The following is a 24612-nucleotide window of genomic DNA, read 5'->3' as shown; positions in this document are numbered from 1 at the left end:
TAACCTTTAAACAGGAGAAAAATCATGGCGGTACAAAAACGCCCTTCTTGGGCAAGTGTTTATGCAGGCTACCCAAAAACCGCTTCGGGAGATTTGCCCGCAGCACAAGTATTTGCTTCCGTATTCGGCAGCGGCTACGATACCCGAACCTTTGCCAACGCCTGCGCTACCAGACTTTCTTTGGGGCTGCTCAATGCAGGAATCCAGCCGCGCAAAGAGTTTCCGATAAAGGAAGGAAAATTTAAAGGCAAAAGCGTAACCACAAGTGCGGTAAATATGGTGAATTGGCTTAAAAGCTATTTCGGCACACCTGATGTTACGGTGGAGAATCCGCTTAATAAAGAAGCCGTTGAAACCAAAATCGGCAACCGGAAAGGCATTTACGCTATGCTGCCGAAAAGCAATGCTGCTTTTGGTGCAAGCGGTCATGTTACGCTTTGGCATAATAGGAATGCGGTAGGCAATAATCACTATACCGAATATGCCCGTATTATTTATTTTTGGGAGCTCAAATAATGAACAAAAGATTTATCTTTTGCATATTGCTTTGTTTCGGTTTTCAAGCAGCTCATGCCGATATTCGGCAAAAATTAGCAAATGATCCAGGGTCTTACCGAGCTTTTTTGGATTTGGGTAAGACATCGTGTATGGAAGATTTGTTCAAGCAGACCAAGTTGTACAGGAAAATAAAAGCGAATGAGGACGGGCTGTATCGCAGGCATTTCAATACTTTGGCTGCGCTTCAATTGCCTATAACAGATATTTACCGCGACACCGACATGAAAAAAGTGTTCGCAGCATACCAAAAACAGCATATCGGAGCCTTGATCGGCAAGTATCGCGAGCGGGAAGAGTATTTCAATATCAACCGTTCGCCTTTTCTGATATGCGGCAAGCTGTTTACGGAGAGTGAGGCAACAAAAAAACTGTACCGCGATTTTCTGTATGCCCCCGGCTATAGGTTGAACCTACACCCCGAATCCGTAAAGCGGCTGGAAGAAAGAGTAGGCCGCTGGCACGACAATCCGCAGCCGTTGGAATAAAGCAGGCCGTCTGAAAAAGCACAGACAAAAAAGAAGGAGCAGAATCGAATGAATCTTTGGGAGCAATATCAAGCCAACAAAGCCCAAAAGAAGGGCATGTATTTCCCGCGCGAAGCCGCCGTCGATTTGGGCGTGAGCGAAGGTGCGCTGATGGCCGACGCGCCGGAAACGGTTTACCTCGGCGGCAAAAACCATGTGCGCGACATCGTGTTGAAACTGCACACGCTGGGTTTGGTGCAGTGCATTGTGCGCAACAGCGTGTGCGTGCACGAAAAGCAGGGCGTGTATGAAAACGTGAGCATGGCGCCGACTTCGGGCATCGCCGTGAACGTGGGCGGCATCGACCTGCGGATTTTTCCGGCGCGCTGGCATCATGTGCTGGCCGTTACCAACCGCGACGGCGAAAAAGTGTCCCGTTCGATTCAGTTTTACGACGAATTCGGTGTATCCGTGCAGAAAGTCTTTATGCGTGAAGAGGGCAAAGAAACCGAGTGGCAGGCTTTGCTTGACGCGTTCCGCACCGAAGGCAAGCCCGAATTCCAAACCGGCGAACTGCCGCCCGTAACCGCCACGCCCGCGCTGCCGTCTGAAAAAGAAGCCGCGTTTCAAGAGCGTTGGAACGAATTGAAAGATGTGCACCACTTCGGTGGCCTGTTGGAAACATTCAATCTCGACCGCCAAACCGCCTACCGCCACGCCCCTGAAGGCGCAACCAAACTGCTGAACCACAGCACATGGCAGCAAGTGCTCGAAGCCGCCCGCGACCGCGGCATCGAAATCATGATTTTCTCCGGCAACCGCGGCCTTGTGCAGATTCAGACAGGCAAAGTGCACAACGTCGTGCGCGCCCGCGGCTACCTCAACGTGCTCGACGGCAAAGAAGAAGGCTTCAGCATGCACCTGAAAGACGACGAAATCGTCGAAACTTGGGTGGTGCGCCGCCCGATACGCGACGGCTTTGTTACCTGTGTCGAAGGCTTCGACAACCGCCGCAAAACCGTGATTCAGATTTTCGGCAGAAGGCAGGAAGGCGAGCCGGAACTCGAAGCATGGCGCGAGATTACCGATAAGCTGCTGGCAGGTTGATGCTTGGTAAGGTTTTCAGACAGGCATCGAGGCCGTCTGAATCAACACGCCATATCGTAGGGCGGGCATCCCTGCCCGCCGTGTACCCGACAAATTTAAGGCTCAAATGCGGCGGGCAGGGATGCCCGCCCTACAACAGCATAAAGTCTTAACCAAACCTTTCAGACGGCCTTCCCCATACCGAAGGCCGTCTGAAAACCCCATGTCCCAAAAGGAAAAACACATGAAAAAAACCATCTTCGCCGCCGCCGTATTGTGCGCCGCCCTGCAAACCGCTTACGCCCAACGCATCGTCGTGATGTCGCCCGACGTGGCCGATATCGTTGTCGCACTGGGCGCCACCAACGAAATCGTTGCCCGCGACCAAACTGTTCAAAACCCCATATTGAAAAGCAAGCCCAGCATCGGTATCCACCGCCAATTAACCGTCGAGCCGATTATCGCCGCCAAACCCGACGTGGCCATCGGTTCGTGGATGGTGCAGCCGGCCACCATTTTCGCCAACTTGAAAAAAGCCGGTGTCAATGCCGTGAATGTCGCCCCCGACGACAGCATCGCCGCCTACCCGCAAAGCATCCGCGCCGTGGGCAAACTGATTAACAAAACCGCCCAAGCCGACGCATTGGCAGGCAAATGGCAGGCCGACATGAAACAGCAGCCGCAAAACGGCAAACGCTATCTTTTCAGCTACGACGGCCGCATCGTCGCCGGTAAAAACACCGCCGCCGACGAAATCATCAAACGCGCAGGCGGCATCAACGCCGCAGCCAACCTCGACGGCATGAAACCGCTCAACCGCGAAGCATGGATCGCCGCCAAACCCGACGTAATCATCATCGCCGACCACCACGAAAAACTGATCGGCGGAGTAAAACAATTCGCCGCCCGCCCTGAAATCGCCGGCAGCAACGCCGCCAAAAACGGCAAGATTTATCTGTGGAAAGCCAACGATATGTTCCGCTACGGCTTGGATACGCCGCAGGTTGTGAAGAAGTTGAACGGGTTGGCGAAGTAGCGCGGCCGGTTTTCAGACAGGAGTAATCAATTATAGAGCGTCTGTAATGATATGCCTGTCTGAAAGTATTGTTTTATGGCTCTAAGAAATGTTTTAGTGGAGGCAGAATTTGAGGCAACTGCCTGAATCCGTCTTGTGCTAGAAAATGTCCGCCTTTGGGTATGCTAATGATTTTGCTGTGCAGTTGTTCCGCCAATTTCAAGCTTTCTTCAGGATCGACTATAGAATCGTTTCCGCTGATGATGCTGTAAATTTGGGGAGACATGGCGCGTATGGCAGCCAAATCAAGATTGGCTGAGTCTATATAAGCATCCACATTAAAACCGTTTATAGTAGAAAGTTTAGGCAAGCGCCGGCCGAAACCCGACACTAAAATCAGTCCGCCTATGGACATGGGTTTATGTTTGGAAAGGTAATGCAATAGGCTGATAGTGCCTAAACTGTGTGCAATAAAAATATCATTTTTTTGTGGTTTGCCTATATGTTCTGCCAGCGTAGTTTGCCAGAGGTCGAAATCGGGCTGATGACTTTGGGGCAGTTTGACGGCATCGACGACAATATTTTGATTTTCCAATATGGTTTTCAGCCAGGGAAACCAATGATCGTCAGGTGTCGCGCCGTATCCGTGGGTAATATAAACTTTTTTAATATTATCTGATGCTTTGGAGAAAAGCGAACCGGTGCAGGCGGTTAATAAAACAGTAGCGCTGCTTAAGCAAAAATTTCTTCGATTCATAATCCCTTCCTTATGATTTAGGTGTATGTAGTCTAGAACGTGACATAATGTTAGGGTCAATCATTTTTTAGGAAGAAATATGAAAATCGGTGAATTGGCTCGGGCCTGCAAAACGAGTATCCGCATGATACGTTTCTATGAAAAACTAAACTTGGTTTCTCCTCAAAGAAATAGTAGCGGGTATCGCATTTATAAAGCACAAGATATTGACTTTATAAAAAAAGTAATGATTCTAAACCGTGCCGGTTTACCTTTGAAAGATATCGCGCTACTGCGGGATTGTTTGAATGACGAACCTCAGGATTTCTGTACCGTTTTGCGTAGAAAATTGGAAGATAAACGTGCGGATATTGACCGGCAGATTGATTCCTTAAATGAATCAAAAGCCTTGCTTGATAAGTTATTGGCGCGTTAATTTGTTGGGTTTATCTACAAAGATATGCCTGTCTGAAATGAATAATTATAAATGAAACCTATTCCATTAATTCTCTGCCTCATCTTTACCGCCGCGCTTGTTTGGTTTTGCACCGGTATCGGCTTCGGCGAGTGGCAGCCGCCGCACCGGATGGACGAAACTGTGCGAAGCATACGCCTGCCGCGCGTCGCCACCGCGCTGTTGGTCGGCGCGGCTTTGGCGGCGGCGGGGGCGGCGTTGCAAGCTTTGTTTGAAAACCCGCTGGCCGACCCGAGCCTGATCGGCACTTCCGGCGGCGCGGCATTGGGGGTGATCATCGTGCTGGCGTTCGGCGTGGGCGCAATCGGCGTGCCGCTGGCTGCTTTTGCCGGAGCGTTGGCGGTGTGCCTGCTGATTCTCGCCGTACACCGTTTGTGTGGCGGCGGCACGTTGGGGCTGCTGGTGCTGGGCTTTGTGTTGAGCGCGTTCTCGGCGGCCATCGTGAGCCTGATTCTGTTTTTATCCGACGATATGGTGTTGCGCAGCGCGACCATTTGGTTATCGGGCAGTTTGGCCGAAGCTGGATTTACTTCACCGTTGTATGCTGCGCTGGTGATGGCGGTCGGGCTGGTGTTGCTATTTCGGGCGGGCAAGCGGTTGGATTGTTTGATGTTGGGCGAAGACACGGCGGTCAGCATGGGGATTTCGGTTAATGCGACGCGGGTGCAAACCGTAGTCGGTGCGGCTTTGCTCACCGGCGCGGCGGTTTCGTTGTCGGGCGTTATCGGCTTTCTCGGCATGATGGTGCCGAACGTGCTGGCGCAAGCGGTCGGCGGGCGGCGCAGCAAATTGATTCTGCTTTCGGCATGGCTGGGGGCGGTGTTTTTGCTGGCGGTGGACAGTGCGGCACGCTGGATAACCTATCCGGTCGACGTGCCGGTAGGCATCATCATCGCCTTGCTGGGAGGGCCGTTTTTTATGTGGCTGTTTGTCAAACCGATGCGGAAAGGGTAAATCATGGAAAACATTTCTTTCCGAATCAGCCGCTTAAATGTGGAAGCCAAAGGAAAAACCATTCTTTCGGTGGAAGAGTTATCGCTGCCGAACGATTGCTGCACCGCCATAATCGGCCCCAACGGAGCAGGCAAATCCACTTTGCTGAAAGCCTTGATACGGCAAGCGGGGAAAGGCAATGTCAGCCTGTTCGGTGCCGATGTCGCCCCGCAGCTCAAGCAGGGCAAAGTGGCTTGGGTCGGCCAGCACGGGCAATACCAGATGCCGCTTACCGTGCGCGAATACATCGAGCTGGGCCGTTATCCGCATACTTTCCGCACCCACAAAGACCGCGAGCAAACGCAACGGCAAGCCGATGAATTGTTGGATTATTTCGACCTTTCCGGATTGGCGGAGAAACGCATCGGCACGCTTTCCGGCGGCGAACAGCAACGTGCCAACATCATTCGCGCGCTGCTGCAAAACGCCCCGATACTGCTGCTCGACGAACCGTGCAACCATCTCGATATCCGCCACCAGCACCGTTTGATGCAATACTTAACCACACACGGCAAGCATTTCAGCACGGTGATGGTGCTGCACGATTTGAACCTTGCCGCCCGTTACGCCCGCCACATTATTTTGATGGACAAAGGCAAAATCGTCTCCACCGGCAGCGTGGACGAAGTGATGCAGTCCGAACGGCTGCAAGCCGTTTACGGTTGGGAAATCCACCGGATTCAAGACGGGCAGGGCGTGTATTTCAGAATTTGAAACCATAGCTTTACCGGTAAACACAATGCCTGTCTGAAAAATATTCAGACAGGCATTTTATTTGTATAGTCAACCCGTTATAGAGCGTCCAAAACTGCATTGCCCATTTCCGTACAAGAAACGAGTTTGCAGCCTTCTTCAAAAATATCGCCGGTGCGGAAGCCTTGCTCCAAAACTTTTTGCACAGCAGCTTCCACTTGTGCCGCGCGGGCTTCATCGTTCAGGCTGTAACGCAACAGCATGGCTAAAGAAAGAATGGTTGCCAGCGGATTGGCTTTATCTTGGCCTGCAATATCGGGGGCGGAACCGTGCGAAGGTTCGTACAAACCTTTGCCGGTTTCGTTTAAAGATGCAGACGGCAACATGCCGATGGAGCCGGTCAGCATCGATGCCTGATCGCTCAGAATATCGCCGAAAATATTACCGGTGGCGATTACGTCAAACTGTTTCGGCGCGCGCACAAGTTGCATGGCGGCATTGTCGACATACATGTGCGAAAGCTCTACGTCGGGATAATTTTTTGCCGTTTCAGTGAAGATTTCTTTCCATAATTCAGTGGTTTCCAACACATTGGCTTTATCGACCGAACATAATTTTTTACTGCGTTTTTGTGCGGCTTCAAACGACACTTTGGCAATGCGGCGGATTTCGCTTTCGCTGTATTTCATGGTGTTGAAGCCTTCACGCTCGCCGTTTTCCAGCGTGCGGATGCCGCGTGGTTCGCCGAAATAAATATCGCCGGTAAGTTCGCGCACAATCAGAATATCCAAGCCGGAAACTACTTCGGGTTTGAGCGTAGAAGCGTTGGCCAATTCTTTATACAGAATGGCCGGGCGTAAGTTGGCAAACAGGTTTAAATCTTTGCGGATAGCCAACAAACCGCGCTCAGGGCGGAGAGGGCGTTCGAGACTATCGTATTGCGGGCCGCCGACTGCGCCGAGCAATACGGCATCTGCTTCGCGGCAAAGCTTTTGCGTGAATTCGGGATAAGGATGGCCGTATTCGTCGTAAGCGGCACCGCCAAGCGGCGCGTATTGATATTGGACATCAAGGCCGTCTGAAATCAATTTATCTAACACGCGCACGGCTTGGGCAACGATTTCCGGGCCGATGCCGTCGCCGGGGAGAATGGCAATTTGTTTGGTCATGATTATTTTTCCTTTGTTAACAATAAGAATTTAAATAAAGATATATAGCAAATAAACTTGTTTTTTTATTATGATTTCATTTATATCCGGCTTTAATAAGAATATGATGAGCGTAGTATTTTTTTAAGTTTATTTGCTATATAAGGCCTGTCTGAAAAATTTTCAGACAGGCCTTATATAGTATTTGATCAAGCATTAAACAACCATGGCTGTGCTTGTTTGCGCTTTGCTTCGAATGCTTTGATTTCATCGGCATGCTGCAAAGTTAAACCGATTTCGTCTAAGCCGTTGAGCAGGCAGTGTTTGCGGTGTTCGGTAATATCGAAGCCGAAAGATTCGCCGCCGGGTGTGGTAACGGTTTGTTTTTCCAAATCGATTGAAAGTTCGTAGCCTTTTGTGGCTTCGGTTTCTTGAAACAGTTTATCTACAATTTCTTCGCTCAATATAATTGGCAGCAAGCCGTTTTTGTAGCAGTTATTGAAGAAAATATCGGCAAAAGAAGGGGCAATTACGGCGCGGAAACCGTAGTCGTCCAAAGCCCACGGGGCGTGTTCGCGTGATGAACCGCAACCGAAATTTTTGCGGGTCAGCAGGATTTGTGCGCCTTGATAGCGCGGCCGGTTGAGTGAAAATTCGGGATTGAGCGGGCGCTTGCTGTTGTCCATGCCCGGTTCGCCGTGGTCGAGATAGCGCCACTCATCGAAGCAGTTGGGGCCGAAACCTGAGCGTTTGATGGATTTTAGGAATTGTTTGGGAATGATGGCGTCGGTATCGACATTGGCGCGGTCGAGCGGGGCGACCAGCGCGGTGATTTGTGTGAATGCTTTCATTGTATGTACTTTCGTTGGGAAATACCCCCGCCGATAAATGAGGCGGGGGCAATACTGTTTAGTGGGTATGCTTGTCGGCAGAGTGCTCAAGTTTGTCGCCTGCTTTGGATACGTCTTTGCCGAAGCCGGATACGGTGTTGCAGGCAGAAAGCAGGGTCATTGTAGTTAAAGCGATCAATACTAATTTTTTCATGATGTAATCTCCTAGTTTTTGAAAGTACAGACAATATCTATTGCTGTATTCACTATAATGCCAAAGATTGCCGGAAAAGACAAATTGTCATGCATAAACCGCATATCCGGCCGATGCCTGTCTGAAAACTTTTTTCAGACAGGCATTGCTTTACAAACTGCGAACATCAGTAAAGTGGCCGGCCACCGCCGCTGCTGCCGCCATAGCAGGACTGACCAAATGGGTGCGTCCGCCGTTGCCTTGGCGGCCTTCAAAATTGCGGTTGGAGGTGGAGGCGCAGCGTTCTTGAGGCTCCAAGCGGTCGGCATTCATGGCCAAACACATTGAGCAGCCGGGTTCGCGCCATTCGAAGCCTGCTTCGGTGAAAATTTTGTCCAAACCTTCTTTTTCGGCCTGCTCTTTAACCAAACCCGAGCCGGGCACCACCAAAACGCGTTTCACGTTATCGGCTTTTAAGCGGCCTTTGGCTACGGCGGCGGCTTCGCGCAAATCTTCGATGCGGCTGTTGGTGCAGGAGCCGATAAATACCACGTCCACCGGAATCTGGTTTAGCGGCGTGTCGGCGGTTAAGCCCATGTATTCGAGGGCGCGTTCCATGCCGCTGCGTTTCACGGGGTCGGATTCTTGCGCCGGATTCGGCACTTTGCCGTTGATGTCCAACACCATTTCAGGGGAAGTGCCCCAAGTTACCTGCGGTTCGATATCGGCGGCATCAAACTCGAATACGCTGTCGAATTGCGCGCCTTCGTCGGAAACCAGCGTTTTCCAGTAGGCAACGGCTTGCTCCCATACTTCGCCTTTGGGGGCGAAAGGTTTGTCTTTTACATATTCGATGGTGGTGTCGTCCACCGCCACAATGCCCGAACGCGCGCCGGCTTCAATCGCCATATTGCACAAAGTCATGCGGCCTTCCATGCTGAGCGAGCGGATGGCTTCGCCGCCGAATTCGATTGCATAGCCCGTACCACCCGCGGTGCCGATTCGACCGATAATGTATAAGGCCACGTCTTTGGCGGCTACGCCCGGTTTCAGACAGCCGTTGACCTTAATCAGCATGGATTTGGACTTTTTGGCGGTAATACATTGGGTAGCCATCACATGCTCGACTTCAGAAGTGCCGATGCCGTGTGCCAATGCGCCGAATGCGCCGTGGGTGGAAGTGTGCGAATCGCCGCAAACCACGGTCATGCCGGGCAGGGTGGCACCTTGTTCCGGCCCCATCACGTGCACGATGCCTTGGCCTTTGTCTTTGAACGGAAAATAAGCCAATGCGCCGAATTCTTTGATATTGCTGTCTAAAGTATCGACTTGCAGCTTGGAAATCGGGTCTTGGATGCCTTTGTCCCAGTTGTCGGTGGGTGTGTTGTGGTCGGCGGTGGAAACCACGCTGTCGATACGCCACAGTTTGCGACCGGCGATTTTCAAGCCTTCAAAGGCTTGCGGGCTGGTTACTTCGTGAACCAGATGGCGGTCGATATAAAGTAAAACCGTGCCGTCTTCTTCTTGGCGGACGATATGGCTGTTCCAGAGTTTGTCGTAGAGGGTTTGTGGACTCATGATTTGTGTTTTTCTAATGTTAGATGGGTTGGCAGATGATTGGTATATTAGGCTGTTAATGATTAAATGGCAAGCAAAAATGTCTAAAAATTTATTTTTATAAAATTATTTGGAATTTTATTTAAATTTTAGACTTATTGTCTATTTTTAATGTTGGTTTTTGTTAATTTATCCCTGTGCGCCCACTTGTTTTTTTAATAAAAAAACCCGTATTATGCTGCTTATCGGAATTTTTCTGGAAGCATATATCATGAATTTAGCTGAGATGGCACCTGAGTACTTGCCGCAACTTCAGGAATTTGAGAAGAAAATTTTATCGAACCAAACTAAAATCGAAGCCTGGTTTCGTGCACAATGGAGCAAAAATCCGCCGCCTTTTTATGGTTCGGTAGATATCCGTAATGCCGGTTATAAAATGGCTTCTATTGATATGAACCTGTTTCCCGGAGGTTTCAATAATTTAAATGTAAACTTTATTCCTTTGGCCGCTATGGCGGCGCAGGATGCTGTGGAGCGTGCTTGTGAAACGGCGCGTTCGGTGTTGATTATTCCTGAAAACCATACGCGTAATACTTTTTATCTGCAAAACGTATATGCGCTGAGCAATATTTTGCGCAGTGCAGGCTTTGAAGTGCGTTTGGGCAGCCTGAATCCTGAAATCAAGGAAGCTACCGAGTTTGAAACGGCTTTGGGAGATAAGGTATTGCTCGAACCTTTAATGCGCACTCGCGAACGCGTACATCTGGCAGACGGCTTTTCTCCGTGTTTGATCTTGTTAAACAACGACTTGTCTGCCGGTATTCCTGATATTTTGCAAAATTTAAACCAAACGGTGTTGCCGCCTTTGCATGCAGGCTGGACCAACCGCAGAAAAACCACACATTTTGAAGCTTATGATCGTGTAGCGGCCGAATTTGCCGAGCTAATTGATATCGATGAGTGGCATATCAATCCATATTTTGAGCAGGTAAGCGGTTTGGATTTCCAAGAACGTGAAGGTGAAGACATACTGGCTGATGCAGTCGAGCGCATGTTGACGAAAATTCAGGTTAAGTATGACGAAAAGGGTATTAAAAACACGCCTTTTGTGATTGTGAAAGCCGATGCGGGCACTTACGGTATGGGTGTGATGAGTGTGAAATCGGCAGAAGAAGTGCGCAGCCTAAACCGTAAAAACCGCAATAAAATGGCCACGGTAAAAGAAGGCTTGGCCGTTACTGAAGTGATTGTTCAGGAAGGGATTTATACTTATGAAACGCTGAACGGCGCAGTATCGGAGCCGGTGGTTTATATGATGGATCGCTTTGTGATTGGCGGTTTTTACCGTGTGCATGAAGGGCGCAGCGCCGATGAAAATCTGAATGCGACAGGTATGCTGTTTGTGCCGCTGGAGCAGAGTATTCCAGTGGCTGAATCAGAAGAAGGCGGCTCGGAATTGCGTTGTAAACGGGTGTTCGAGCAATGGAATACTTTAGGTGTGCCGCAAACCAACCACGCCAATCCGGATTGCGAGTGTAACCGCCTGTATGTATATGGTGTAATGGCACGCTTATCGTTACTGGCTGCTTCGCTGGAGCTGAAAGCTACGGCAAAATAAATTTGATGCTCGTTGATGCTTGCTGAAATTTTTTCAGACAGGCATTAGGTTTACCTATAACATAATAATTTTTTAAAATTAAAAACAAATTTGAATTGCAGAGATAAATTATGGAAATAAAAGAATTACAGTATAGTAAACCTTTTCCGTGCGTATTGACCATTGCCGGATCGGATTGCAGCGGAGGGGCCGGCATTCAGGCCGACATCAAGACATTTGATGCACTTGGTGCTTATGGTGCCAGTGTCATTACTACGATTGTTGCAGAGAATACGCAGGGAGTACAAGGATTGCATGTGATCCCGCCTGAGATGGTGCGGGAACAGTGCGAGTCGGTATTAACCGATATTCGGATTGACGCGGTTAAAATCGGCATGTTGCCGAACATCGTAACTGTAGGTGTCGTGGCCGATGTGTTGGGTAGGCACAAGCCTCCGTTTGTGGTGTTGGATCCTGTGTTGGTGGCCACTTCCGGCGACAGTCTCGCTTTGGAAAATACAGTTGAAGCTATGCTGAGTGAATTAGTACCGCTCGCCGATATTATCACACCAAACTTGAGTGAATTGGCAGAGCTTACCGGCAATCCATTGGCGCAAACCGAAGAAGAAATGCTGGAACAAGGCAAGCAATTGATGAATAAAGGCGCAAAAGCCGTATTACTTAAAGGCGGGCATTGGGAAAACAGCAATGATGCGCGAGACTGGTTAATCCAGCAAGGTGTAGAGCAGCCGCAATGCTTCATTTCTCCCCGTGTGCCGACACAAAATACTCATGGCACAGGCTGCACGCTTGCCAGCGCGATTGCGGCCTATTATCCCCATAAACGGGATCTGCGCTCTGCTGTATCTTCAGCCAAAAGTTACATTCAAGGTGCGATTGAAGCAGGGGCGAACTGGAAAGTAGGTAAAGGTAACGGCCCCTTGGCGCATTTTTGGCGGATAGAGCGGGACTGAGGCAAAATTTTTTCAAGTTCGAAATGCCTGTCTGAAAATGTTGCAGCATATTTTCAGACAGGCATTCTTGCTATTGATTGATTTAATTATGAAATACATCACTTCAGCTCAAAACGAGCAGCTCAAGCATTTAGCCAAATTACTTTCTTCGGCCAAAGAGCGCCGAATCTGCCGTCAAACTGTATTGGAAGGCACTCACTTGCTTGATGCCTGTCTGAAAGCAGGTTGGACGCCACAGCACTTCTATATTCCTGAGAGCAAAGCCGACAAACCGGAAATACAGGTTTTGCTCAAGCAGCTCGATGAGAGGAATACTACCATCGTCGGCAGCGCCGCTTTGTCGAAAATCACAAGTTTGACAGAAGGTGAAGAGGTGATGACACTGGTATCGCTGCCCGATGAGCCTTCGCTACCTAATAATGGCGATTGTGTTGTATTGGAGCAAGTGCAAGACCCGGGTAATATCGGCACTATTTTACGAAGCGCAGCGGCTGCGGGTGTGCGGCAGATAGTGTTAAGCAAGGAATGTGCGGACGTTTGGTCGCCTAAAGTGTTGCGAGCCGGAATGGGCGCGCATTTTCTGTTAAAGCTTTACACTCGTGCCGATTTGAATATTTGGCGCGAACGCTATTTCGGGCAAGTGTGGGCAACTGCTCTGGGGCATAATAATCAAAGTCTTTATAATATAAACCTGAAGCAGCCCTGCGCGTGGATATTCGGTAACGAAGGAAGCGGCGTGAGCCAAGTTATGCAGGAAGCAGCAAATGGTACGGTACGCATACCGATGCTTGGTGAAACGGAATCTCTAAATGTTGCAATGGCTGCTACAATTTGCTTGTTTGAGCAGATGCGCCAGCGTTTGTAACCATGCCTGTCTGAAAAGGGAGAAATACAGCAATGAAAGCCATAATCGAAGTGATAGAAGCAGATATCACCACCTTGCGGGTGGATGCTATCGTAAATGCCGCCAATCCCACTTTGCTTGGCGGAGGCGGTGTGGACGGAGCCATTCATAGGGCAGCAGGGGCAGAGCTGCTTGCCGAATGCCGTACTTTAAACGGCTGTAAAACCGGTGAAGCAAAAATCACAGCGGGCTACCTTTTGCCCACGCGATCAGTAATTCATACCGTAGGCCCTGTTTGGAACGGCGGCGGGCAAGGGGAAGAAGAGCTGCTGGCGAATGCTTACGCCAATTCATTGAAACTGGCGGAAGAAGAAGGCATGCGCAGCATAGCTTTTCCAAGTATCAGCACAGGCGTGTACGGCTATCCTTTCGAGCAAGCTGCAGAAATAGCATTGAACACGATTTTGGTAACGTTGCCGCAATGCCCGTCTATCGAACGAGTGATTTTGTGCTGTTTTTCAGCAAATGATGCACGCATTTATCAGAAGATGCTGGCAGATCTAGAGTAAGGGAATAAAGATAAAAAATGTAAAAATCCCAAGCCATGATAGCTTGGGATTCATATTTGGCGGAGTAGGAGGGATTCGAACCCTCGATCCAGGTTTTAGCCCAGATGCACCCTTAGCAGGGGTGTGCCTTCAGCCTCTCAGCCACTACTCCGTTTCGAAGAAGCACGAAATATAAAGGTTTAAAGTGATAGTGTCAAGCCTTTGGCTTGCGCTATATCTTAACTGATTGAAGTTAAATTAAATAAAAACCCACTGCAATTGCAATGGGTTTTTATTCTGCTCAGACAGCTTACATGCGTTCAATCATGGCTTTGCCGAAAGCTGAGCAAGATACTTCATTTGCACCATCCATCAAGCGGGCAAAGTCATAAGTTACTTGTTTGTCGCCGATGGCTTTTTCCATAGATTCAATCACCAAATCAGCAGCTTCTTTCCAGCCTAAATGACGTAACATCATTTCGGCAGAAAGAATCAGTGAGCCGGGGTTTACTTTGTCTTGACCGGCATATTTTGGTGCGGTGCCGTGGGTAGCTTCGAATACAGCGTATTTGTCAGAAATATTGGCACCGGGAGCGATACCGATACCGCCCACTTGGGCAGCCAATGCGTCGGAAATGTAGTCACCGTTCAAGTTTAAGGTGGCGATTACGTCATATTCGGCGGGGCGCAATACGATTTGTTGCAGGAAGGCATCGGCAATTGCATCTTTCACGATGATTTCTTTACCGGTTTTCGGGTTTTTAAATTTGCACCACGGGCCGCCGTCGATTAGTTCGGCGCCGAATTCTTTTTGTGCCAGCTCATAGCCCCAATCGCGGAAACCGCCCTCGGTAAACTTCATGATGTTGCCTTTGTGTACCAAAGTAACGCTGTCGCGATCATTATCGATAGCGTATTGGATGGCTGCGCGCACTAAGCGCTGAGTGCCTTCTTTAGAAACAGGTTTGATGCCGATACCTGATGTTCCGGGGAAGCGGATTTTTTTCACGCCCATTTCGTTTTGCAGAAATGCAATCACTTTTTTAGCCGCTTCACTTTCGCATTCCCATTCGATACCGGCATAGATGTCTTCGGTATTTTCACGGAAAATAACCATGTCGGTTTTGCTTGGATCTTTCAGCGGGGAAGGTACGCCGTTGAAGTAGCGGACGGGTCGCACGCATTGGTATAAGTCCAATTCTTGGCGCAGAGCCACGTTCAGAGAGCGGATACCGCCGCCGACAGGGGTGGTCATCGGGCCCTTGATGGAAACTGAATACTCTTTCAAGGCTTCCAGAGTTTCTTCAGGCAGCCATACATTGTCGCCGTATACGCGGGTGGCTTTTTCGCCTGCATAAACTTCCATCCAATGAATTTTCTTCTCGCCACCATAAGCTTTCTCTACGGCAGCATCGATTACTGCTTTCATCACTGGCGTAATGTCTACGCCGATACCGTCGCCTTCGATGAAGGGGATAATCGGGTTATTGGGAATAGCTTGACCGGGAATGATTTTTTGACCTTCTGCGGGTACTTGGATATGACTCATGGTGTCTCCTGATTGTTAGGTTCGTTTTTTTCTTCAGAGCAAGCACCGATTAATCGGTGCGGCCTTCGCGTGATTATGCGGTATTTTTGTTTGTTGCGCTAGGGTGCGCCGGTAATAAACTTGATTAGGCTATTCAATTTAAATTACAGAAATAGAATGCTTTAAAAATCGGTAACATTTTATTATTTCTGTTGTCGGATGAAGTCTGCCGGAGGATTTCAAAGATAAAGTTAGCAGAATGCCTGTCTGAACAAAGTTTTCAGACAGGCATTGTTGAGTTACGGCTATTCCTCGGAAAGCTGCATATCCAGAACGGTTTGTTTCTGTTTCTTGCGGAAGTCTTCAAGCTTTTGAGCCAGCCGGGTATCTTCATTGGCCAGCAGGGAAACGGCAAACAAGGCGGCGTTGGCTGCCCCCGCTTCACCTATGGCGAAGGTGGCAACGGGGATACCTTTAGGCATCTGTACGATAGAAAGCAGCGAATCTTCACCGCGCAAATATTTGCTGGGTACGGGCACGCCCAATACAGGCACGGTAGTTTTGGCTGCCACCATGCCGGGTAAGTGCGCGGCGCCGCCGGCGCCGGCAATAATGGCTTTCAGGCCACGTTCGCGTGCACTTTCTGCATATTCAAACATTAAATCCGGTGTGCGGTGTGCGGATACGACACGGGCTTCGTATTCTACACCGAATTCTTTTAAGAATTGTGTTGCATGTTGCATAACGGGCCAGTCGCTGTTGCTACCCATAATGATGCCAATCTTTGCCATATTTGGTTTCCTTATGAAATTGGGTTTTCAGACAGGCAATGCCTGTCTGAAAATAAAGATGGGTTAATGCCTATTTTTTATTCAATTGTTGGTGTGCACGTTTGGCGGCGAAGCTGTCAGGATAAGTTTGTATCAGCTTGCGCCAGGTAACTTTTGCAATGTCGCGCTGCTGCATATTGTATTGGCATTGGCCGACGTTGAATAAGGCTTCAGGTGCTTCTTGGCTGTTGCGAAAGCGGCCGACAAAACGGTTGCCGATATTGATGGCGGATTCGCAATTGTTTAAACGCTGATGGCTTTGCATGAGCAGATACATGCTTTTACGGGCGGTATCGCTGCCGTCGCCGCCGCTTTCTGCATGTTTAAGTGTTTCTACGGCGGCTTTGAATTGGCCGCTTTGGTATTGGCTTTGCGCGCGTTGCAGGGTTTGTGCGGCATTTTGTTGTATTTGTTGGGTTTGCGCGGCTTCATCCGCCGAAATGCTGCTGGCTGTGGAACGTGGCCGGAGTGTGCTTGTAGTGCGTGTTTGGTTACGGCGCTCAAGCTGTTGGACGCGGGTTTGTAGGGTTTGAACTTGTTGCTCTAAGCGGGCGAGCTGTATGCCTAGTTGGTTGATTTGCGTTTCTGCATCGATAGTGGGATAAAGAACATCTTCCTCGGTTTTGACAACATGTTTGGGCGGTTCGGGCTGTGTTGTAGGAGCGTGAGTAACCGGAACAGGCGGCCTGCCTACAGCACAGGCTGTCAGCAAGAAAGAAAGCAATATAGGGAGCGTTTTATTGATCATAATGCTGTGGGGGTATTATTTTTTTAACAGAAGCGTTAAGCCGTCACCGACGGACAGCGTAATCGGAATGATGCGGTTATCGTGAGGCAGGGATGCGTTGAATGTTTGCAAAATAGATAAAGCGGGAGGATCGTTAGGGGTGGTTTCCTGCATTACCCTGCCGCCAAGCAGGATGTTGTCGATAGCGATAATGCCGCCGCTGCGCACTAATGTGAGGCAGCGCTCGTAATATTGAGGAGTGGGCGGTTTATCGGCATCGATAAACGCAATGTCGTAGGTGCCTGCCCGTCCCTCGTTAATCAATTCGTCTAAGGTAATCAGGGCAGGTTGTAGGTGGAGCGTGATTTTATCGGCTACGCTAGCCTGCTGCCAAAAGCGACGGGCAGTATCGGTAAAGCTTACGTTGATATCACAACAGGTAAGTTTGCCGTGTTCGGGCAGCGCCAATGCCATGGCCGTACTGCTATATCCGGTGAACACGCCAACTTCTAAATAGCGCTCGGCGTGCATCAAACGGGCAAGCCAGCAGAGCAGTGACGCCTGCTCGGGGGCGATGGCCATTTTGCCGAGTCTGTGGCCTGCGGTTTCAGTTCTGAGCTGGGTTAAAACCGGATGCTCGGGTTCGCTGATGTTGCGCAGATAGCGGGCCAGCTCAGGATTGACGGTGGCGGCGTGAACGCTCATGCCTGTTGTTAGTCAGGTTGGTAAGCGTAAGGTTTTTTAGGGAGCTTGGCAGCCTCAAAACCGGCTTGCTCTTCGGGATTTAATTCTACATCCCACAATAAACCGCGATTTTTTAGGCGCTGTTCGGCTTCTTCGGGATTTTTTTCGATGTACTCATTTAGAAACTGGGTGGCTTCGGATTGGTAGTTATACATGTTGACTCCTTGCGATGTCGGCTTTTCATGGTGTATGCCGGATTCGGAAATAATTCAGCATATTTTAGTGTGATTTGTTAAGCGGATATTATAGCCTGATTTTTTGATATAAGCAGCTTTACTTTCAATAACATGTTGCAGCGGCGACGATGGGAGTATAATGTGGCGCATTTTAAAAATGCCTGTCTGAAACCTTTGCAGAAGCATTTGCTGTTCAGATGTTTGTGCAAAGGTTTTGTTTTAAAGAAGCCGTTGTGTTTCAGACAGGCATGAGATTGTTTGAAAACTGGAGATTTATGCTGAAAAAATTGTGGCGTAAGATGGTGCCGGCAAAAAGCAAAATGCATAAACGGGTGCTGCCTTTTGCAGAGCATCATATCAACGCGGATAAATTAAACTTTGCCGCCGAAAAAGTGGTAGACCGTCTGCATCATGCAGGTTATGAAGCTTATGTGGTGGGCGGTGCTGTGCGCGATTTGCTTTTGGGTGTAGAACCCAAAGACTTTGATGTGGCAACTAATGCTACGCCGGAGCAAGTTCGTAAAGTGTTCCGCCGCAGCCGAATTATCGGGCGCCGTTTTCAAATTGTGCATGTAATGGTGGGCCCGGAAACGATTGAGGTAACCACATTCCGGGGCGGCGATAATGCTTTGCAGAACGAACATGGCCGCATTATGAAAGACAATACTTACGGCTCGATGGAAGAAGATGCCATGCGCCGTGATTTTACCTGCAACGCGCTGTATTTCGATCCGATTCGCCGCGAAATTATTGATTTTCATCACGGCGTGGAAGATGTGCGCAATAAAAAGCTGGTAATGATAGGTGAACCTGAAGCCCGTTATCAGGAAGACCCGGTAAGGATTTTGCGGGCTATCCGATTGTCGGGCAAACTGGGCTTTGATATCGAAGAAGCAACCGCCGCGCCGATTGCAGAAAATGCAGCCCGTTTGAAAAACGAGCCGGCCGCTCGCCTGTTTGACGAAATGTTGAAGATCTTGCTATCAGGTTATGCACGCCGCTGCTTGGATGCTTTGAAACGATCCGATATTGATGTTTCGGTTCACCCGATTTTAGATGCCCTGAAGCAATCTGATCATCGCAATGGGCAAAACATTATTACGCTTGCATTAAAAAATACCGATGATCGTTTGCGGGCAGATAAATCTGTGTCGGTGGGTTTTGTGTTGGCAGCGGTGTTGTGGCCGGAGCTATACGGCTACTGGCAGCAGCATTTGTCGCAAGGAGAAAAGCCTGTTGCTGCACTCAATAGTGCGATTGGTGTAATGCGGGATAATATGGAGCAAGGGTGGGGCGTGCCGCAGCGTTTTTCCGCGACCATGCGGGAAATTTGGGCTTTGCAGCCACAGTTTGATTTTGTCCGCGGCAACCGCCCGTTCCGCCTGTTGGCGCAGCCGAGATTCCGCGCGGCATACGATTTTTTGGTGCTGCGTGCGCAAACCGGTGAAGTGCCGCAAGAATTGGTTGACTGGTGGACGGCATTCCAACATGCCGATGAGCATACCAAACAGGAAATGACTTCGGCTAAACATGCGCCGGCTACGCAGAGCGGGGAAACCGAACCTGCCAAGAAAAAGCGCCGCCGCCCGCGCAAGCGCAAGCCAAAACCAGTAATCGTGCAAATTTAGTTTGAAACCAATGCCTGTCTGAAACATTTTCATATCGTTGAAGCTTTGCTTTCAGACAGGCATTCGGAATACTGAAATCCATTTATGAAAAAAATCGCCGTTATCGCACTCGGAAGTAATTTAGAGCAGCCTGCCGAACAAATTTATAATGCCTTATCTGCTTTGGATTCGCATCTGCAGATTCGGGTTTTAAAAACTTCATCGTTTTATCGAACAAAACCTGTCGGCTACACCGATCAACCGGATTTTGTGAATGCCGTAAGTATAATTGAAACCGATTTGGATGCACCCGAATTGTTGGCAACGTTACACATCATCGAAGCGCAAGCTGGCCGTGAGCGCACTTTCCGTAATGCGCCGCGCACTCTGGATTTGGATATTATTGATTACGCACACTACCGTTCAGATGACCCCGCTTTGACCTTGCCGCATCCTCGGGCAGCCGAACGCAGCTTCGTGATGGTGCCGCTGGCAGAAATTGCGCCGGATTTTGAGTTGGGCGGTTTGGGGAAAGCTGCCGAAATCGCCGCCGGATTGGAGCAGGGCGGCATAGAGAAATTACCAAAGGAATGATGAATGGACTACCGGTATATTGTTGTAGAAGGCACGATAGGCAGCGGCAAATCTAAAGTCAGCCGCCGTTTGGCAGAGTATTTTGATGCGCTTTACCTCACGGAAAATCCCGAACGCAATCCTTTTCTCGAGCAGTTTTATCTGAACCCAACCAACCACGGTTTGGCCACCGAGCTTTATTATCTGGTGCGCCGTGCCGAAGCGGTGGACACGATAAACGCCGAAGAAGAGGGCAACCGCAGGATTGTGGCGGATTTTCTGCTGGAAAAAGACCAGATTTTCGTACCGGTGCTGCTCAAAGGAAAAGAACCGGGCAACGAGCAAACGCTGTTTTGGCAGGTAAAGCATAAGATTATGCCCGAATTTCCCGTGCCCGATTTGGTGATTTATCTGCAAACTTCAGCCGAAAATACCAAAAAACGCCTGCAAAAACGCGGCGATAATATATTGAATTTATTTCCTGCCGGCCATCTAAACCAAATCCACGAAGAATACCGCCATTTTTTCCATCTTTACCAAAACGCACCGCTGTTAATTGCCAACGCCGATGAAATGGATTTTGAAGATAACGACGAACATTTTGAAATGCTCATCCGTGCAATGGGCGATATGAAAGGCAGCCGCCACTATTTAAACCTGAGCGAGTAATCGAAATGCCTGTCTGAAAAAGTTTTCAGACAGGCATTTAACCATTTAACAGATCTGTATGCTCAAGCTTTACCAGTGCTGCCGAAACCACCTTCTCCGCGCTCGCTGGCTGCAAACTCGTCCACCACCTTAAAAGCCGCTTGAACCACCGGTACAATCACCATTTGCGCAATTCGCTCCATCGGCTCGATAGTAAATACTTCTTTACCGCGGTTCCAAACCGAAACTTTCAATTCGCCTTGATAATCCGAATCGATTAATCCGACTAAATTGCCCAACACAATACCGTGTTTGTGCCCCAAGCCCGAGCGTGGCAGCAATACCGCAGCGTAGGCGGGGTTGTTTAAATACACCGCCAAACCGGTGGGCACTAGAAAAGTATCTCCCGGCGCCAATTCTACCGCTTCATCCAAACAGGCGCGCAAGTCCAAACCGGCCGAACCCGGTGTGGCATAAGCGGGCAGCTGGTCTGCCATTTTAGGATTGAGGATTTTCAGTTCAACTTCCATTTGCATAAAGATTCCTAAACTCGGGTCGGATAAAGAAGCAATTATACGTTTCCTGCCCGCATTTGCCCAATGCCTGTCTGAATGGCAGATAGGCCGAAGCTTATTCGCTTTAACTTTTCTGTGTATTCGTTGACATGAATTGTCATTTTCCATAGAATACGCGGGCAATCGATTTCTTCCATTGCGTCCGAATAATTTCTCGAAATCATTCTAAAACCATTTAAATAAATCCTTCGCATATCAATAAATGCCGAGCCATACTCAGCTCCGGCAGATTTATCTTTCATATTTGAATCAAACATCATGCACGTTTCCGAACTACAAACACAACATATTTCCAAACTTCTCGAGCAAGCCGAACAATTAGGTATTGAAAACGCCAACCGCCTGCGCAAGCAAGACCTTGTTTTTGCCATTGTGCGCCAACTGATGAAGCAGGGCGAAGATTTTTCCTGCTCGGGTACACTTGAAATCCTGCCTGACGGCTTCGGTTTCCTGCGCAGCTCCGATACTTCTTATCTGGCAGGGCCGGATGATATTTACGTATCGCCCAGCCAAATCCGCCGCTTCAATTTGCATACCGGCGATACTATCGAAGGCACAGTGCGTGTGCCAAAAGATAATGAACGCTATTTCGCACTCGTGCGTTTGGATGCCATCAACGGCGACAAGCCGGAAGTGTGCAAACACAAAATTCTATTTGAAAACCTCACCCCTCTTTTCCCAACTAAACAATTCAAACTTGAACGCGACATCAAAGCCGAAGAAAACTTAACCAGCCGCGCCATTGATCTGGTGGCACCTATCGGTTTCGGTCAACGTGCATTGGTGGTTGCACCACCCAAATCGGGTAAAACCGTGATGCTGCAAAATATTGCCCATGCCATCACGGCCAATTATCCTGATGTCGAGCTGATAGTTTTGCTGATTGACGAGCGCCCCGAGGAAGTAACCGAAATGATCCGTTCCGTGCGCGGCGAAGTGGTATCTTCCACCTTTGACGAACCGGCCAGCCGCCATGTTCAAGTGGCCGAGATGGTGATTGAAAAAGCCAAACGCATGGTGGAGCATAAGAAAGACGTAGTAATTTTACTCGACTCAATCACACGCCTTGCTCGTGCCTACAACACAGTAGTGCCGGCATCCGGTAAGGTGCTTACCGGTGGCGTGGATGCCAATGCATTGCACAGACCCAAGCGCTTTTTTGGTGCGGCGCGCAATGTGGAAGAAGGCGGCTCGCTCACCATTATTGCTACGGCATTGGTGGAAACCGGCAGCCGTATGGATGATGTGATTTACGAAGAATTTAAAGGCACAGGCAATATGGAGCTGCATCTCGACCGCCGCATGGCCGAGAAGCGCTTGTTCCCTGCCATCAATATCAACAAGTCCGGTACGCGCCGTGAGGAATTACTGGTGCCGAACGACCAGCTTCAGCGCATGTGGCTATTACGTAAATTCCTGCACCCGATGGACGAAATCGAAGCAACCGAATTTTTGGTGGGCAAACTCAAAGATTCAAAAGACAACAACGATTTCTTTGAATTGATGCGTGGTAAATAACCAAAAGTGGCTGTCTGAGAATTTCAGACAGCCATTTGCTATCATAATGCCTATCTGAATATCGGGTGACCGAATATTGTGATGATATATAAAGTCGGGAATGAATTTTTCAGACAGGCATTAAATACAATAAATAAAGGATTGTAGTTATGCCCCAAATGAATTGGCAGCAGCTGTTAAGCACACAACGTTTCCGCCCGAAAAACGGCGGTATCGAACCCACAAGCACACCATCGACCCAAGAAGGTATCGATGCCTTACGCACCGATTTCCATATCGATTATGACCGTGTTGTATTTTCCAGCGCCTTCCGCAGATTAGGGCGCAAAACACAGGTTCATCCGTTTGCGGAACACGATCACACGCATAATCGTTTAACACATAGTGTGGAAGTAGCCAGCGTAGGAAGGAGCTTAGGCAACCGTGTAGGCGTGATGTTGGCAGCCGGTGGTTTTCTGCCGCAGGGCAATATGCCTAGCGACATCGGCGCCATTGTTCAGGTAGCGTGCTTGGCGCATGATTTAGGTAATCCGCCTTTTGGGCATGTAGGTGAAGATGCGCTGCGCGATTGGTTTCGTGCGCCGGAGCATGCCCGTTATTTGGAAGGTTTGACCGAAGTAGAACGTAGTGACATTCAAACTTATGAAGGTAACGCTCATAGTTTGCGTTTAGTTGCTAATTTGGAGATGTATCGAAATCATGGCGGAATGAGGCTCACCTCAGCCTCAATCGGTGCGCTGATTAAATATCCGTGGACTACGCTGGATCCCCGGGGCAGTAAAAAATTCAATATTTATCAAACCGAGTTACCCTTTATTCGCCGAATCGCACAAGAGCTTGGTTTGCCGGAGCTAAGCAAAGATTGCTGGGCCCGCCATCCTTTGTCCTACTTAATGGAAGCAGCAGATGATATTTGCTATGCATTGCTGGATTTGGAAGATGCTGTTGAAATCGGGCTGCTTAACGATATGGAAATGGAAAGCATCCTGTCTGAACTCACATTCTCCGAAAGCACTTGGCATGCACCGTCCAGCAGGCAACGTTGCGCTATGCTCAGAGGAATTGCCATAGGTAGGGCTATAGAAGATGTAGCACAAACATTTATGATGCACCAATCTGATTTGTTAAACGGTGAATTTAAAGGCAAAGATTTGCTCGCTTTGTGCAGCCCGGCGGTGCAAAATACTTTACATAAAGCCAAAGATTTGGCAAAAACTAAAGTTTTCCGCCATGAATCCAAGCTTTTGACTTCTATCGCCGCGTTTCCATGCTTGGCTTCAGTGTTGGATTTATTAGTGCCGGCCGCACATCAATGGATACATAACAAGCAGCTCAGCCCGCGCCATTCCTTGGCTTTGGAGCTTTTGGCAGACGAGCCGTTAGAATATAATGATTCACTGTACACGGCTTATATGAAAATTTTGGATTTTGTCGGTGGCATGACTGACAATACCGCGGCCAAAATGGCAAGAGAGTTGTCCGGTATCGGCATGATATAGCTTTTCAGACAGGCATTGATGCCTGTCTGAAAATAATATTGATAAAATTCATAATATTATTTTGATTTTTAAAATTAATTAAAAAGATTACTAGACAGCAAAGAAAAAAAAATATATTATTCCATTTCTTGATTAGTTGCACCGATAAGTTGTAGCTGAATCGAAATGCACCCGTAGCTCAGTTGGATAGAGTATCTGGCTACGAACCAGAGGGTCGGGCGTTCGAATCGCTCCGGGTGCGCCAAAAATTAAATTATCCGCGCCCATCGTCTAGCGGTTAGGACATCGCCCTTTCACGGCGGTAACCGGGGTTCGATTCCCCGTGGGCGTGCCAGTTATCTAATTAAAGCCTTACTTATTTTTTGGTAAGGCTTTAATTTTTTCTTTTGAAATTAAGAACGTTTTATTTGCTTCATAGTATTTGGGCTGTTTTTACAGTCAGAATTTGGAAATTTTATTCTGTGCCTTAAGACTAT

The 24612-nt window shown here is 48.9% G+C and carries 28 protein-coding genes and 3 tRNA genes; 18 read left to right on the top strand and 13 right to left on the bottom strand.

The window, feature by feature from the left end; genetic code table 11:
• Positions 1 to 24: 24 nt before the first annotated feature.
• From HMPREF9370_RS07425 to HMPREF9370_RS07410, 4 genes are all read left to right on the top strand, one after another.
• Complete coding sequence (locus HMPREF9370_RS07425) at positions 25 to 516, top strand: T6SS effector amidase Tae4 family protein (RefSeq protein ID WP_009116802.1); 492 nt, start codon at positions 25 to 27, stop codon at positions 514 to 516.
• A 158-nt stretch (positions 517 to 674) separates the two neighbouring features.
• A complete protein-coding gene (locus HMPREF9370_RS07420; RefSeq protein WP_156792984.1) occupies positions 675 to 1043 on the top strand; it encodes a hypothetical protein in 369 nt (122 codons plus the stop codon).
• A 48-nt stretch (positions 1044 to 1091) separates the two neighbouring features.
• On the top strand, positions 1092 to 2129 hold the full coding sequence (locus HMPREF9370_RS07415; RefSeq protein ID WP_009116800.1) for a hemin-degrading factor: 1038 nt from the start codon (positions 1092 to 1094) through the stop codon (positions 2127 to 2129).
• Positions 2130 to 2352: 223 nt separating this feature from the next.
• Positions 2353 to 3144 carry a heme/hemin ABC transporter substrate-binding protein gene (locus tag HMPREF9370_RS07410; RefSeq protein WP_040667036.1) on the top strand — a complete coding sequence of 264 codons (792 nt, stop codon included), beginning with the start codon at positions 2353 to 2355 and terminating at the stop codon, positions 3142 to 3144.
• Positions 3145 to 3217: 73 nt separating this feature from the next.
• Here HMPREF9370_RS07410 and HMPREF9370_RS07405 read toward each other — a convergent pair whose 3' ends face one another.
• Positions 3218 to 3880: an RBBP9/YdeN family alpha/beta hydrolase gene (locus HMPREF9370_RS07405; RefSeq protein WP_009116797.1), complete on the bottom strand. Its 663-nt coding sequence runs from the start codon at positions 3878 to 3880 to the stop codon at positions 3218 to 3220.
• A 79-nt stretch (positions 3881 to 3959) separates the two neighbouring features.
• On the opposite strand from HMPREF9370_RS07405, the gene HMPREF9370_RS07400 reads away from it, so the two are divergent.
• Genes HMPREF9370_RS07400 through HMPREF9370_RS07390 form a run of 3 tightly spaced genes read left to right on the top strand, consistent with a single transcriptional unit; the run spans position 3960 to position 6041 of the window.
• Positions 3960 to 4295 carry a MerR family DNA-binding transcriptional regulator gene (locus HMPREF9370_RS07400; RefSeq protein ID WP_009116796.1) on the top strand — a complete coding sequence of 112 codons (336 nt, stop codon included), beginning with the start codon at positions 3960 to 3962 and terminating at the stop codon, positions 4293 to 4295.
• Positions 4296 to 4346: 51 nt separating this feature from the next.
• Complete coding sequence (locus HMPREF9370_RS07395) at positions 4347 to 5288, top strand: FecCD family ABC transporter permease (protein WP_009116795.1); 942 nt, start codon at positions 4347 to 4349, stop codon at positions 5286 to 5288.
• 3 nt (positions 5289 to 5291) lie between these two features.
• Positions 5292 to 6041, top strand: a complete 750-nt coding sequence (locus HMPREF9370_RS07390) for an ABC transporter ATP-binding protein (protein WP_009116794.1) — start codon at positions 5292 to 5294, stop codon at positions 6039 to 6041.
• Between the two features lie 77 nt (positions 6042 to 6118).
• Here the strand turns inward: HMPREF9370_RS07390 and leuB are convergent, their stop codons facing one another.
• The 4 genes from leuB to leuC all read right to left on the bottom strand — a co-directional run bounded on the left by leuB (position 6119) and on the right by leuC (position 9769).
• Positions 6119 to 7189, bottom strand: coding sequence for a 3-isopropylmalate dehydrogenase (leuB, locus tag HMPREF9370_RS07385; protein ID WP_009116793.1), 1071 nt, complete (start codon positions 7187 to 7189; stop codon positions 6119 to 6121).
• A 188-nt stretch (positions 7190 to 7377) separates the two neighbouring features.
• Positions 7378 to 8019, bottom strand: a complete 642-nt coding sequence (leuD, locus tag HMPREF9370_RS07380) for a 3-isopropylmalate dehydratase small subunit (RefSeq protein ID WP_009116792.1) — start codon at positions 8017 to 8019, stop codon at positions 7378 to 7380.
• Positions 8020 to 8077: 58 nt separating this feature from the next.
• Complete coding sequence (locus HMPREF9370_RS07375) at positions 8078 to 8212, bottom strand: entericidin A/B family lipoprotein (RefSeq protein ID WP_009116791.1); 135 nt, start codon at positions 8210 to 8212, stop codon at positions 8078 to 8080.
• Between the two features lie 150 nt (positions 8213 to 8362).
• Positions 8363 to 9769: a 3-isopropylmalate dehydratase large subunit gene (leuC, locus tag HMPREF9370_RS07370; protein WP_009116790.1), complete on the bottom strand. Its 1407-nt coding sequence runs from the start codon at positions 9767 to 9769 to the stop codon at positions 8363 to 8365.
• Positions 9770 to 10019: 250 nt separating this feature from the next.
• On the opposite strand from leuC, the gene gshA reads away from it, so the two are divergent.
• From gshA to HMPREF9370_RS07350, 4 genes are all read left to right on the top strand, one after another.
• A complete protein-coding gene (gene gshA / locus HMPREF9370_RS07365) occupies positions 10020 to 11366 on the top strand; it encodes a glutamate--cysteine ligase (RefSeq protein ID WP_040667548.1) in 1347 nt (448 codons plus the stop codon).
• A 110-nt stretch (positions 11367 to 11476) separates the two neighbouring features.
• Positions 11477 to 12319: a bifunctional hydroxymethylpyrimidine kinase/phosphomethylpyrimidine kinase gene (gene thiD / locus HMPREF9370_RS07360; RefSeq protein WP_009116788.1), complete on the top strand. Its 843-nt coding sequence runs from the start codon at positions 11477 to 11479 to the stop codon at positions 12317 to 12319.
• A gap of 88 nt (positions 12320 to 12407) precedes the next feature.
• Positions 12408 to 13184, top strand: a complete 777-nt coding sequence (locus HMPREF9370_RS07355) for a TrmH family RNA methyltransferase (protein WP_040667547.1) — start codon at positions 12408 to 12410, stop codon at positions 13182 to 13184.
• Between the two features lie 32 nt (positions 13185 to 13216).
• Positions 13217 to 13732, top strand: a complete 516-nt coding sequence (locus HMPREF9370_RS07350; protein WP_009116786.1) for an O-acetyl-ADP-ribose deacetylase — start codon at positions 13217 to 13219, stop codon at positions 13730 to 13732.
• A 57-nt stretch (positions 13733 to 13789) separates the two neighbouring features.
• Here HMPREF9370_RS07350 and HMPREF9370_RS07345 read toward each other — a convergent pair.
• The 6 genes from HMPREF9370_RS07345 to HMPREF9370_RS07320 form a co-directional block, all read right to left on the bottom strand.
• Positions 13790 to 13883, bottom strand: a tRNA-Ser gene (locus tag HMPREF9370_RS07345).
• 138 nt (positions 13884 to 14021) lie between these two features.
• Positions 14022 to 15260 carry an NADP-dependent isocitrate dehydrogenase gene (gene icd, locus HMPREF9370_RS07340; RefSeq protein ID WP_009116785.1) on the bottom strand — a complete coding sequence of 413 codons (1239 nt, stop codon included), beginning with the start codon at positions 15258 to 15260 and terminating at the stop codon, positions 14022 to 14024.
• Between the two features lie 284 nt (positions 15261 to 15544).
• Positions 15545 to 16030, bottom strand: coding sequence for a 5-(carboxyamino)imidazole ribonucleotide mutase (purE, locus tag HMPREF9370_RS07335; protein WP_009116784.1), 486 nt, complete (start codon positions 16028 to 16030; stop codon positions 15545 to 15547).
• A gap of 70 nt (positions 16031 to 16100) precedes the next feature.
• A complete protein-coding gene (locus tag HMPREF9370_RS07330) occupies positions 16101 to 16817 on the bottom strand; it encodes a tetratricopeptide repeat protein (protein WP_009116783.1) in 717 nt (238 codons plus the stop codon).
• A 15-nt stretch (positions 16818 to 16832) separates the two neighbouring features.
• Entirely contained in the window at positions 16833 to 17501 is a 669-nt protein-coding gene (locus HMPREF9370_RS07325) for a class I SAM-dependent methyltransferase (protein WP_009116782.1), read from the bottom strand.
• 8 nt (positions 17502 to 17509) lie between these two features.
• Positions 17510 to 17695, bottom strand: coding sequence for a DUF3460 family protein (locus HMPREF9370_RS07320; protein WP_009116781.1), 186 nt, complete (start codon positions 17693 to 17695; stop codon positions 17510 to 17512).
• 296 nt (positions 17696 to 17991) lie between these two features.
• Between HMPREF9370_RS07320 and pcnB the strand changes: the two genes are divergently transcribed.
• The 3 genes from pcnB to HMPREF9370_RS12260 all read left to right on the top strand — a co-directional run bounded on the left by pcnB (position 17992) and on the right by HMPREF9370_RS12260 (position 20565).
• A complete protein-coding gene (gene pcnB, locus HMPREF9370_RS07315) occupies positions 17992 to 19344 on the top strand; it encodes a polynucleotide adenylyltransferase PcnB (protein ID WP_040667546.1) in 1353 nt (450 codons plus the stop codon).
• A gap of 84 nt (positions 19345 to 19428) precedes the next feature.
• A complete protein-coding gene (gene folK, locus HMPREF9370_RS12265; protein ID WP_009116778.1) occupies positions 19429 to 19917 on the top strand; it encodes a 2-amino-4-hydroxy-6-hydroxymethyldihydropteridine diphosphokinase in 489 nt (162 codons plus the stop codon).
• A gap of 3 nt (positions 19918 to 19920) precedes the next feature.
• Complete coding sequence (locus HMPREF9370_RS12260; protein WP_009116777.1) at positions 19921 to 20565, top strand: deoxynucleoside kinase; 645 nt, start codon at positions 19921 to 19923, stop codon at positions 20563 to 20565.
• A gap of 62 nt (positions 20566 to 20627) precedes the next feature.
• On the opposite strand, the gene dut is transcribed toward HMPREF9370_RS12260, so the two are convergent.
• Together dut and HMPREF9370_RS07295 are read right to left on the bottom strand one after the other, a co-directional pair.
• Entirely contained in the window at positions 20628 to 21080 is a 453-nt protein-coding gene (dut, locus tag HMPREF9370_RS07300; protein WP_009116776.1) for a dUTP diphosphatase, read from the bottom strand.
• A 35-nt stretch (positions 21081 to 21115) separates the two neighbouring features.
• Positions 21116 to 21379 carry a hypothetical protein gene (locus tag HMPREF9370_RS07295; protein WP_009116775.1) on the bottom strand — a complete coding sequence of 88 codons (264 nt, stop codon included), beginning with the start codon at positions 21377 to 21379 and terminating at the stop codon, positions 21116 to 21118.
• Between HMPREF9370_RS07295 and rho the strand changes: the two genes are divergently transcribed.
• The 4 genes from rho (at position 21378) to HMPREF9370_RS07275 (ending at position 24470) form a co-directional block, all read left to right on the top strand.
• Positions 21378 to 22637 (top strand): transcription termination factor Rho, encoded by a 1260-nt coding sequence (gene rho / locus HMPREF9370_RS07290; RefSeq protein ID WP_009116774.1) that lies wholly within the window; start codon positions 21378 to 21380, stop codon positions 22635 to 22637. The two genes, HMPREF9370_RS07295 and rho, sit on opposite strands and share 2 nt — an antisense overlap.
• A 158-nt stretch (positions 22638 to 22795) precedes the next feature.
• Positions 22796 to 24136 carry a deoxyguanosinetriphosphate triphosphohydrolase gene (locus HMPREF9370_RS07285; RefSeq protein WP_040667544.1) on the top strand — a complete coding sequence of 447 codons (1341 nt, stop codon included), beginning with the start codon at positions 22796 to 22798 and terminating at the stop codon, positions 24134 to 24136.
• Positions 24137 to 24303: 167 nt separating this feature from the next.
• Positions 24304 to 24380, top strand: a tRNA-Arg gene (locus HMPREF9370_RS07280).
• Between the two features lie 15 nt (positions 24381 to 24395).
• Positions 24396 to 24470 (top strand) — tRNA-Glu (locus HMPREF9370_RS07275).
• Positions 24471 to 24612: the final 142 nt, after the last annotated feature.

The organism is Neisseria wadsworthii 9715, assembly GCF_000227765.1.
GTDB classification, from domain to species: domain Bacteria; phylum Pseudomonadota; class Gammaproteobacteria; order Burkholderiales; family Neisseriaceae; genus Neisseria; species Neisseria wadsworthii.
The sequence above is the reverse complement of the archived record's forward strand: the minus strand, read 5'-3'. Positions and strand labels throughout refer to the sequence as shown.

Bases quoted from the DNA above. Each gene is read 5' to 3' on its own strand.
- HMPREF9370_RS07410 (WP_040667036.1), top strand. From the start codon at position 2,353: ATGAAAAAAACCATCTTCGCCGCCGCCGTATTGTGCGCCGCCCTGCAA.
- HMPREF9370_RS07400 (WP_009116796.1), top strand. From the start codon at position 3,960: ATGAAAATCGGTGAATTGGCTCGGGCCTGCAAAACGAGTATCCGCATG.
- purE (WP_009116784.1), bottom strand. From the start codon at position 16,030: ATGGCAAAGATTGGCATCATTATGGGTAGCAACAGCGACTGGCCCGTT.
- HMPREF9370_RS07415 (WP_009116800.1), top strand. From the start codon at position 1,092: ATGAATCTTTGGGAGCAATATCAAGCCAACAAAGCCCAAAAGAAGGGC.
- HMPREF9370_RS07320 (WP_009116781.1), bottom strand. From the start codon at position 17,695: ATGTATAACTACCAATCCGAAGCCACCCAGTTTCTAAATGAGTACATC.
- icd (WP_009116785.1), bottom strand. From the start codon at position 15,260: ATGAGTCATATCCAAGTACCCGCAGAAGGTCAAAAAATCATTCCCGGT.
- leuD (WP_009116792.1), bottom strand. From the start codon at position 8,019: ATGAAAGCATTCACACAAATCACCGCGCTGGTCGCCCCGCTCGACCGC.
- HMPREF9370_RS07405 (WP_009116797.1), bottom strand. From the start codon at position 3,880: ATGAATCGAAGAAATTTTTGCTTAAGCAGCGCTACTGTTTTATTAACC.
- thiD (WP_009116788.1), top strand. From the start codon at position 11,477: ATGGAAATAAAAGAATTACAGTATAGTAAACCTTTTCCGTGCGTATTG.
- dut (WP_009116776.1), bottom strand. From the start codon at position 21,080: ATGCAAATGGAAGTTGAACTGAAAATCCTCAATCCTAAAATGGCAGAC.
- HMPREF9370_RS07375 (WP_009116791.1), bottom strand. From the start codon at position 8,212: ATGAAAAAATTAGTATTGATCGCTTTAACTACAATGACCCTGCTTTCT.
- gshA (WP_040667548.1), top strand. From the start codon at position 10,020: ATGAATTTAGCTGAGATGGCACCTGAGTACTTGCCGCAACTTCAGGAA.
- HMPREF9370_RS07350 (WP_009116786.1), top strand. From the start codon at position 13,217: ATGAAAGCCATAATCGAAGTGATAGAAGCAGATATCACCACCTTGCGG.
- HMPREF9370_RS07285 (WP_040667544.1), top strand. From the start codon at position 22,796: ATGAATTGGCAGCAGCTGTTAAGCACACAACGTTTCCGCCCGAAAAAC.
- HMPREF9370_RS07325 (WP_009116782.1), bottom strand. From the start codon at position 17,501: ATGAGCGTTCACGCCGCCACCGTCAATCCTGAGCTGGCCCGCTATCTG.
- rho (WP_009116774.1), top strand. From the start codon at position 21,378: ATGCACGTTTCCGAACTACAAACACAACATATTTCCAAACTTCTCGAG.
- HMPREF9370_RS07390 (WP_009116794.1), top strand. From the start codon at position 5,292: ATGGAAAACATTTCTTTCCGAATCAGCCGCTTAAATGTGGAAGCCAAA.
- HMPREF9370_RS07295 (WP_009116775.1), bottom strand. From the start codon at position 21,379: ATGATGTTTGATTCAAATATGAAAGATAAATCTGCCGGAGCTGAGTAT.
- HMPREF9370_RS07425 (WP_009116802.1), top strand. From the start codon at position 25: ATGGCGGTACAAAAACGCCCTTCTTGGGCAAGTGTTTATGCAGGCTAC.
- folK (WP_009116778.1), top strand. From the start codon at position 19,429: ATGAAAAAAATCGCCGTTATCGCACTCGGAAGTAATTTAGAGCAGCCT.
- HMPREF9370_RS07355 (WP_040667547.1), top strand. From the start codon at position 12,408: ATGAAATACATCACTTCAGCTCAAAACGAGCAGCTCAAGCATTTAGCC.
- leuC (WP_009116790.1), bottom strand. From the start codon at position 9,769: ATGAGTCCACAAACCCTCTACGACAAACTCTGGAACAGCCATATCGTC.
- leuB (WP_009116793.1), bottom strand. From the start codon at position 7,189: ATGACCAAACAAATTGCCATTCTCCCCGGCGACGGCATCGGCCCGGAA.
- HMPREF9370_RS12260 (WP_009116777.1), top strand. From the start codon at position 19,921: ATGGACTACCGGTATATTGTTGTAGAAGGCACGATAGGCAGCGGCAAA.
- HMPREF9370_RS07330 (WP_009116783.1), bottom strand. From the start codon at position 16,817: ATGATCAATAAAACGCTCCCTATATTGCTTTCTTTCTTGCTGACAGCC.
- HMPREF9370_RS07395 (WP_009116795.1), top strand. From the start codon at position 4,347: ATGAAACCTATTCCATTAATTCTCTGCCTCATCTTTACCGCCGCGCTT.
- pcnB (WP_040667546.1), top strand. From the start codon at position 17,992: ATGCTGAAAAAATTGTGGCGTAAGATGGTGCCGGCAAAAAGCAAAATG.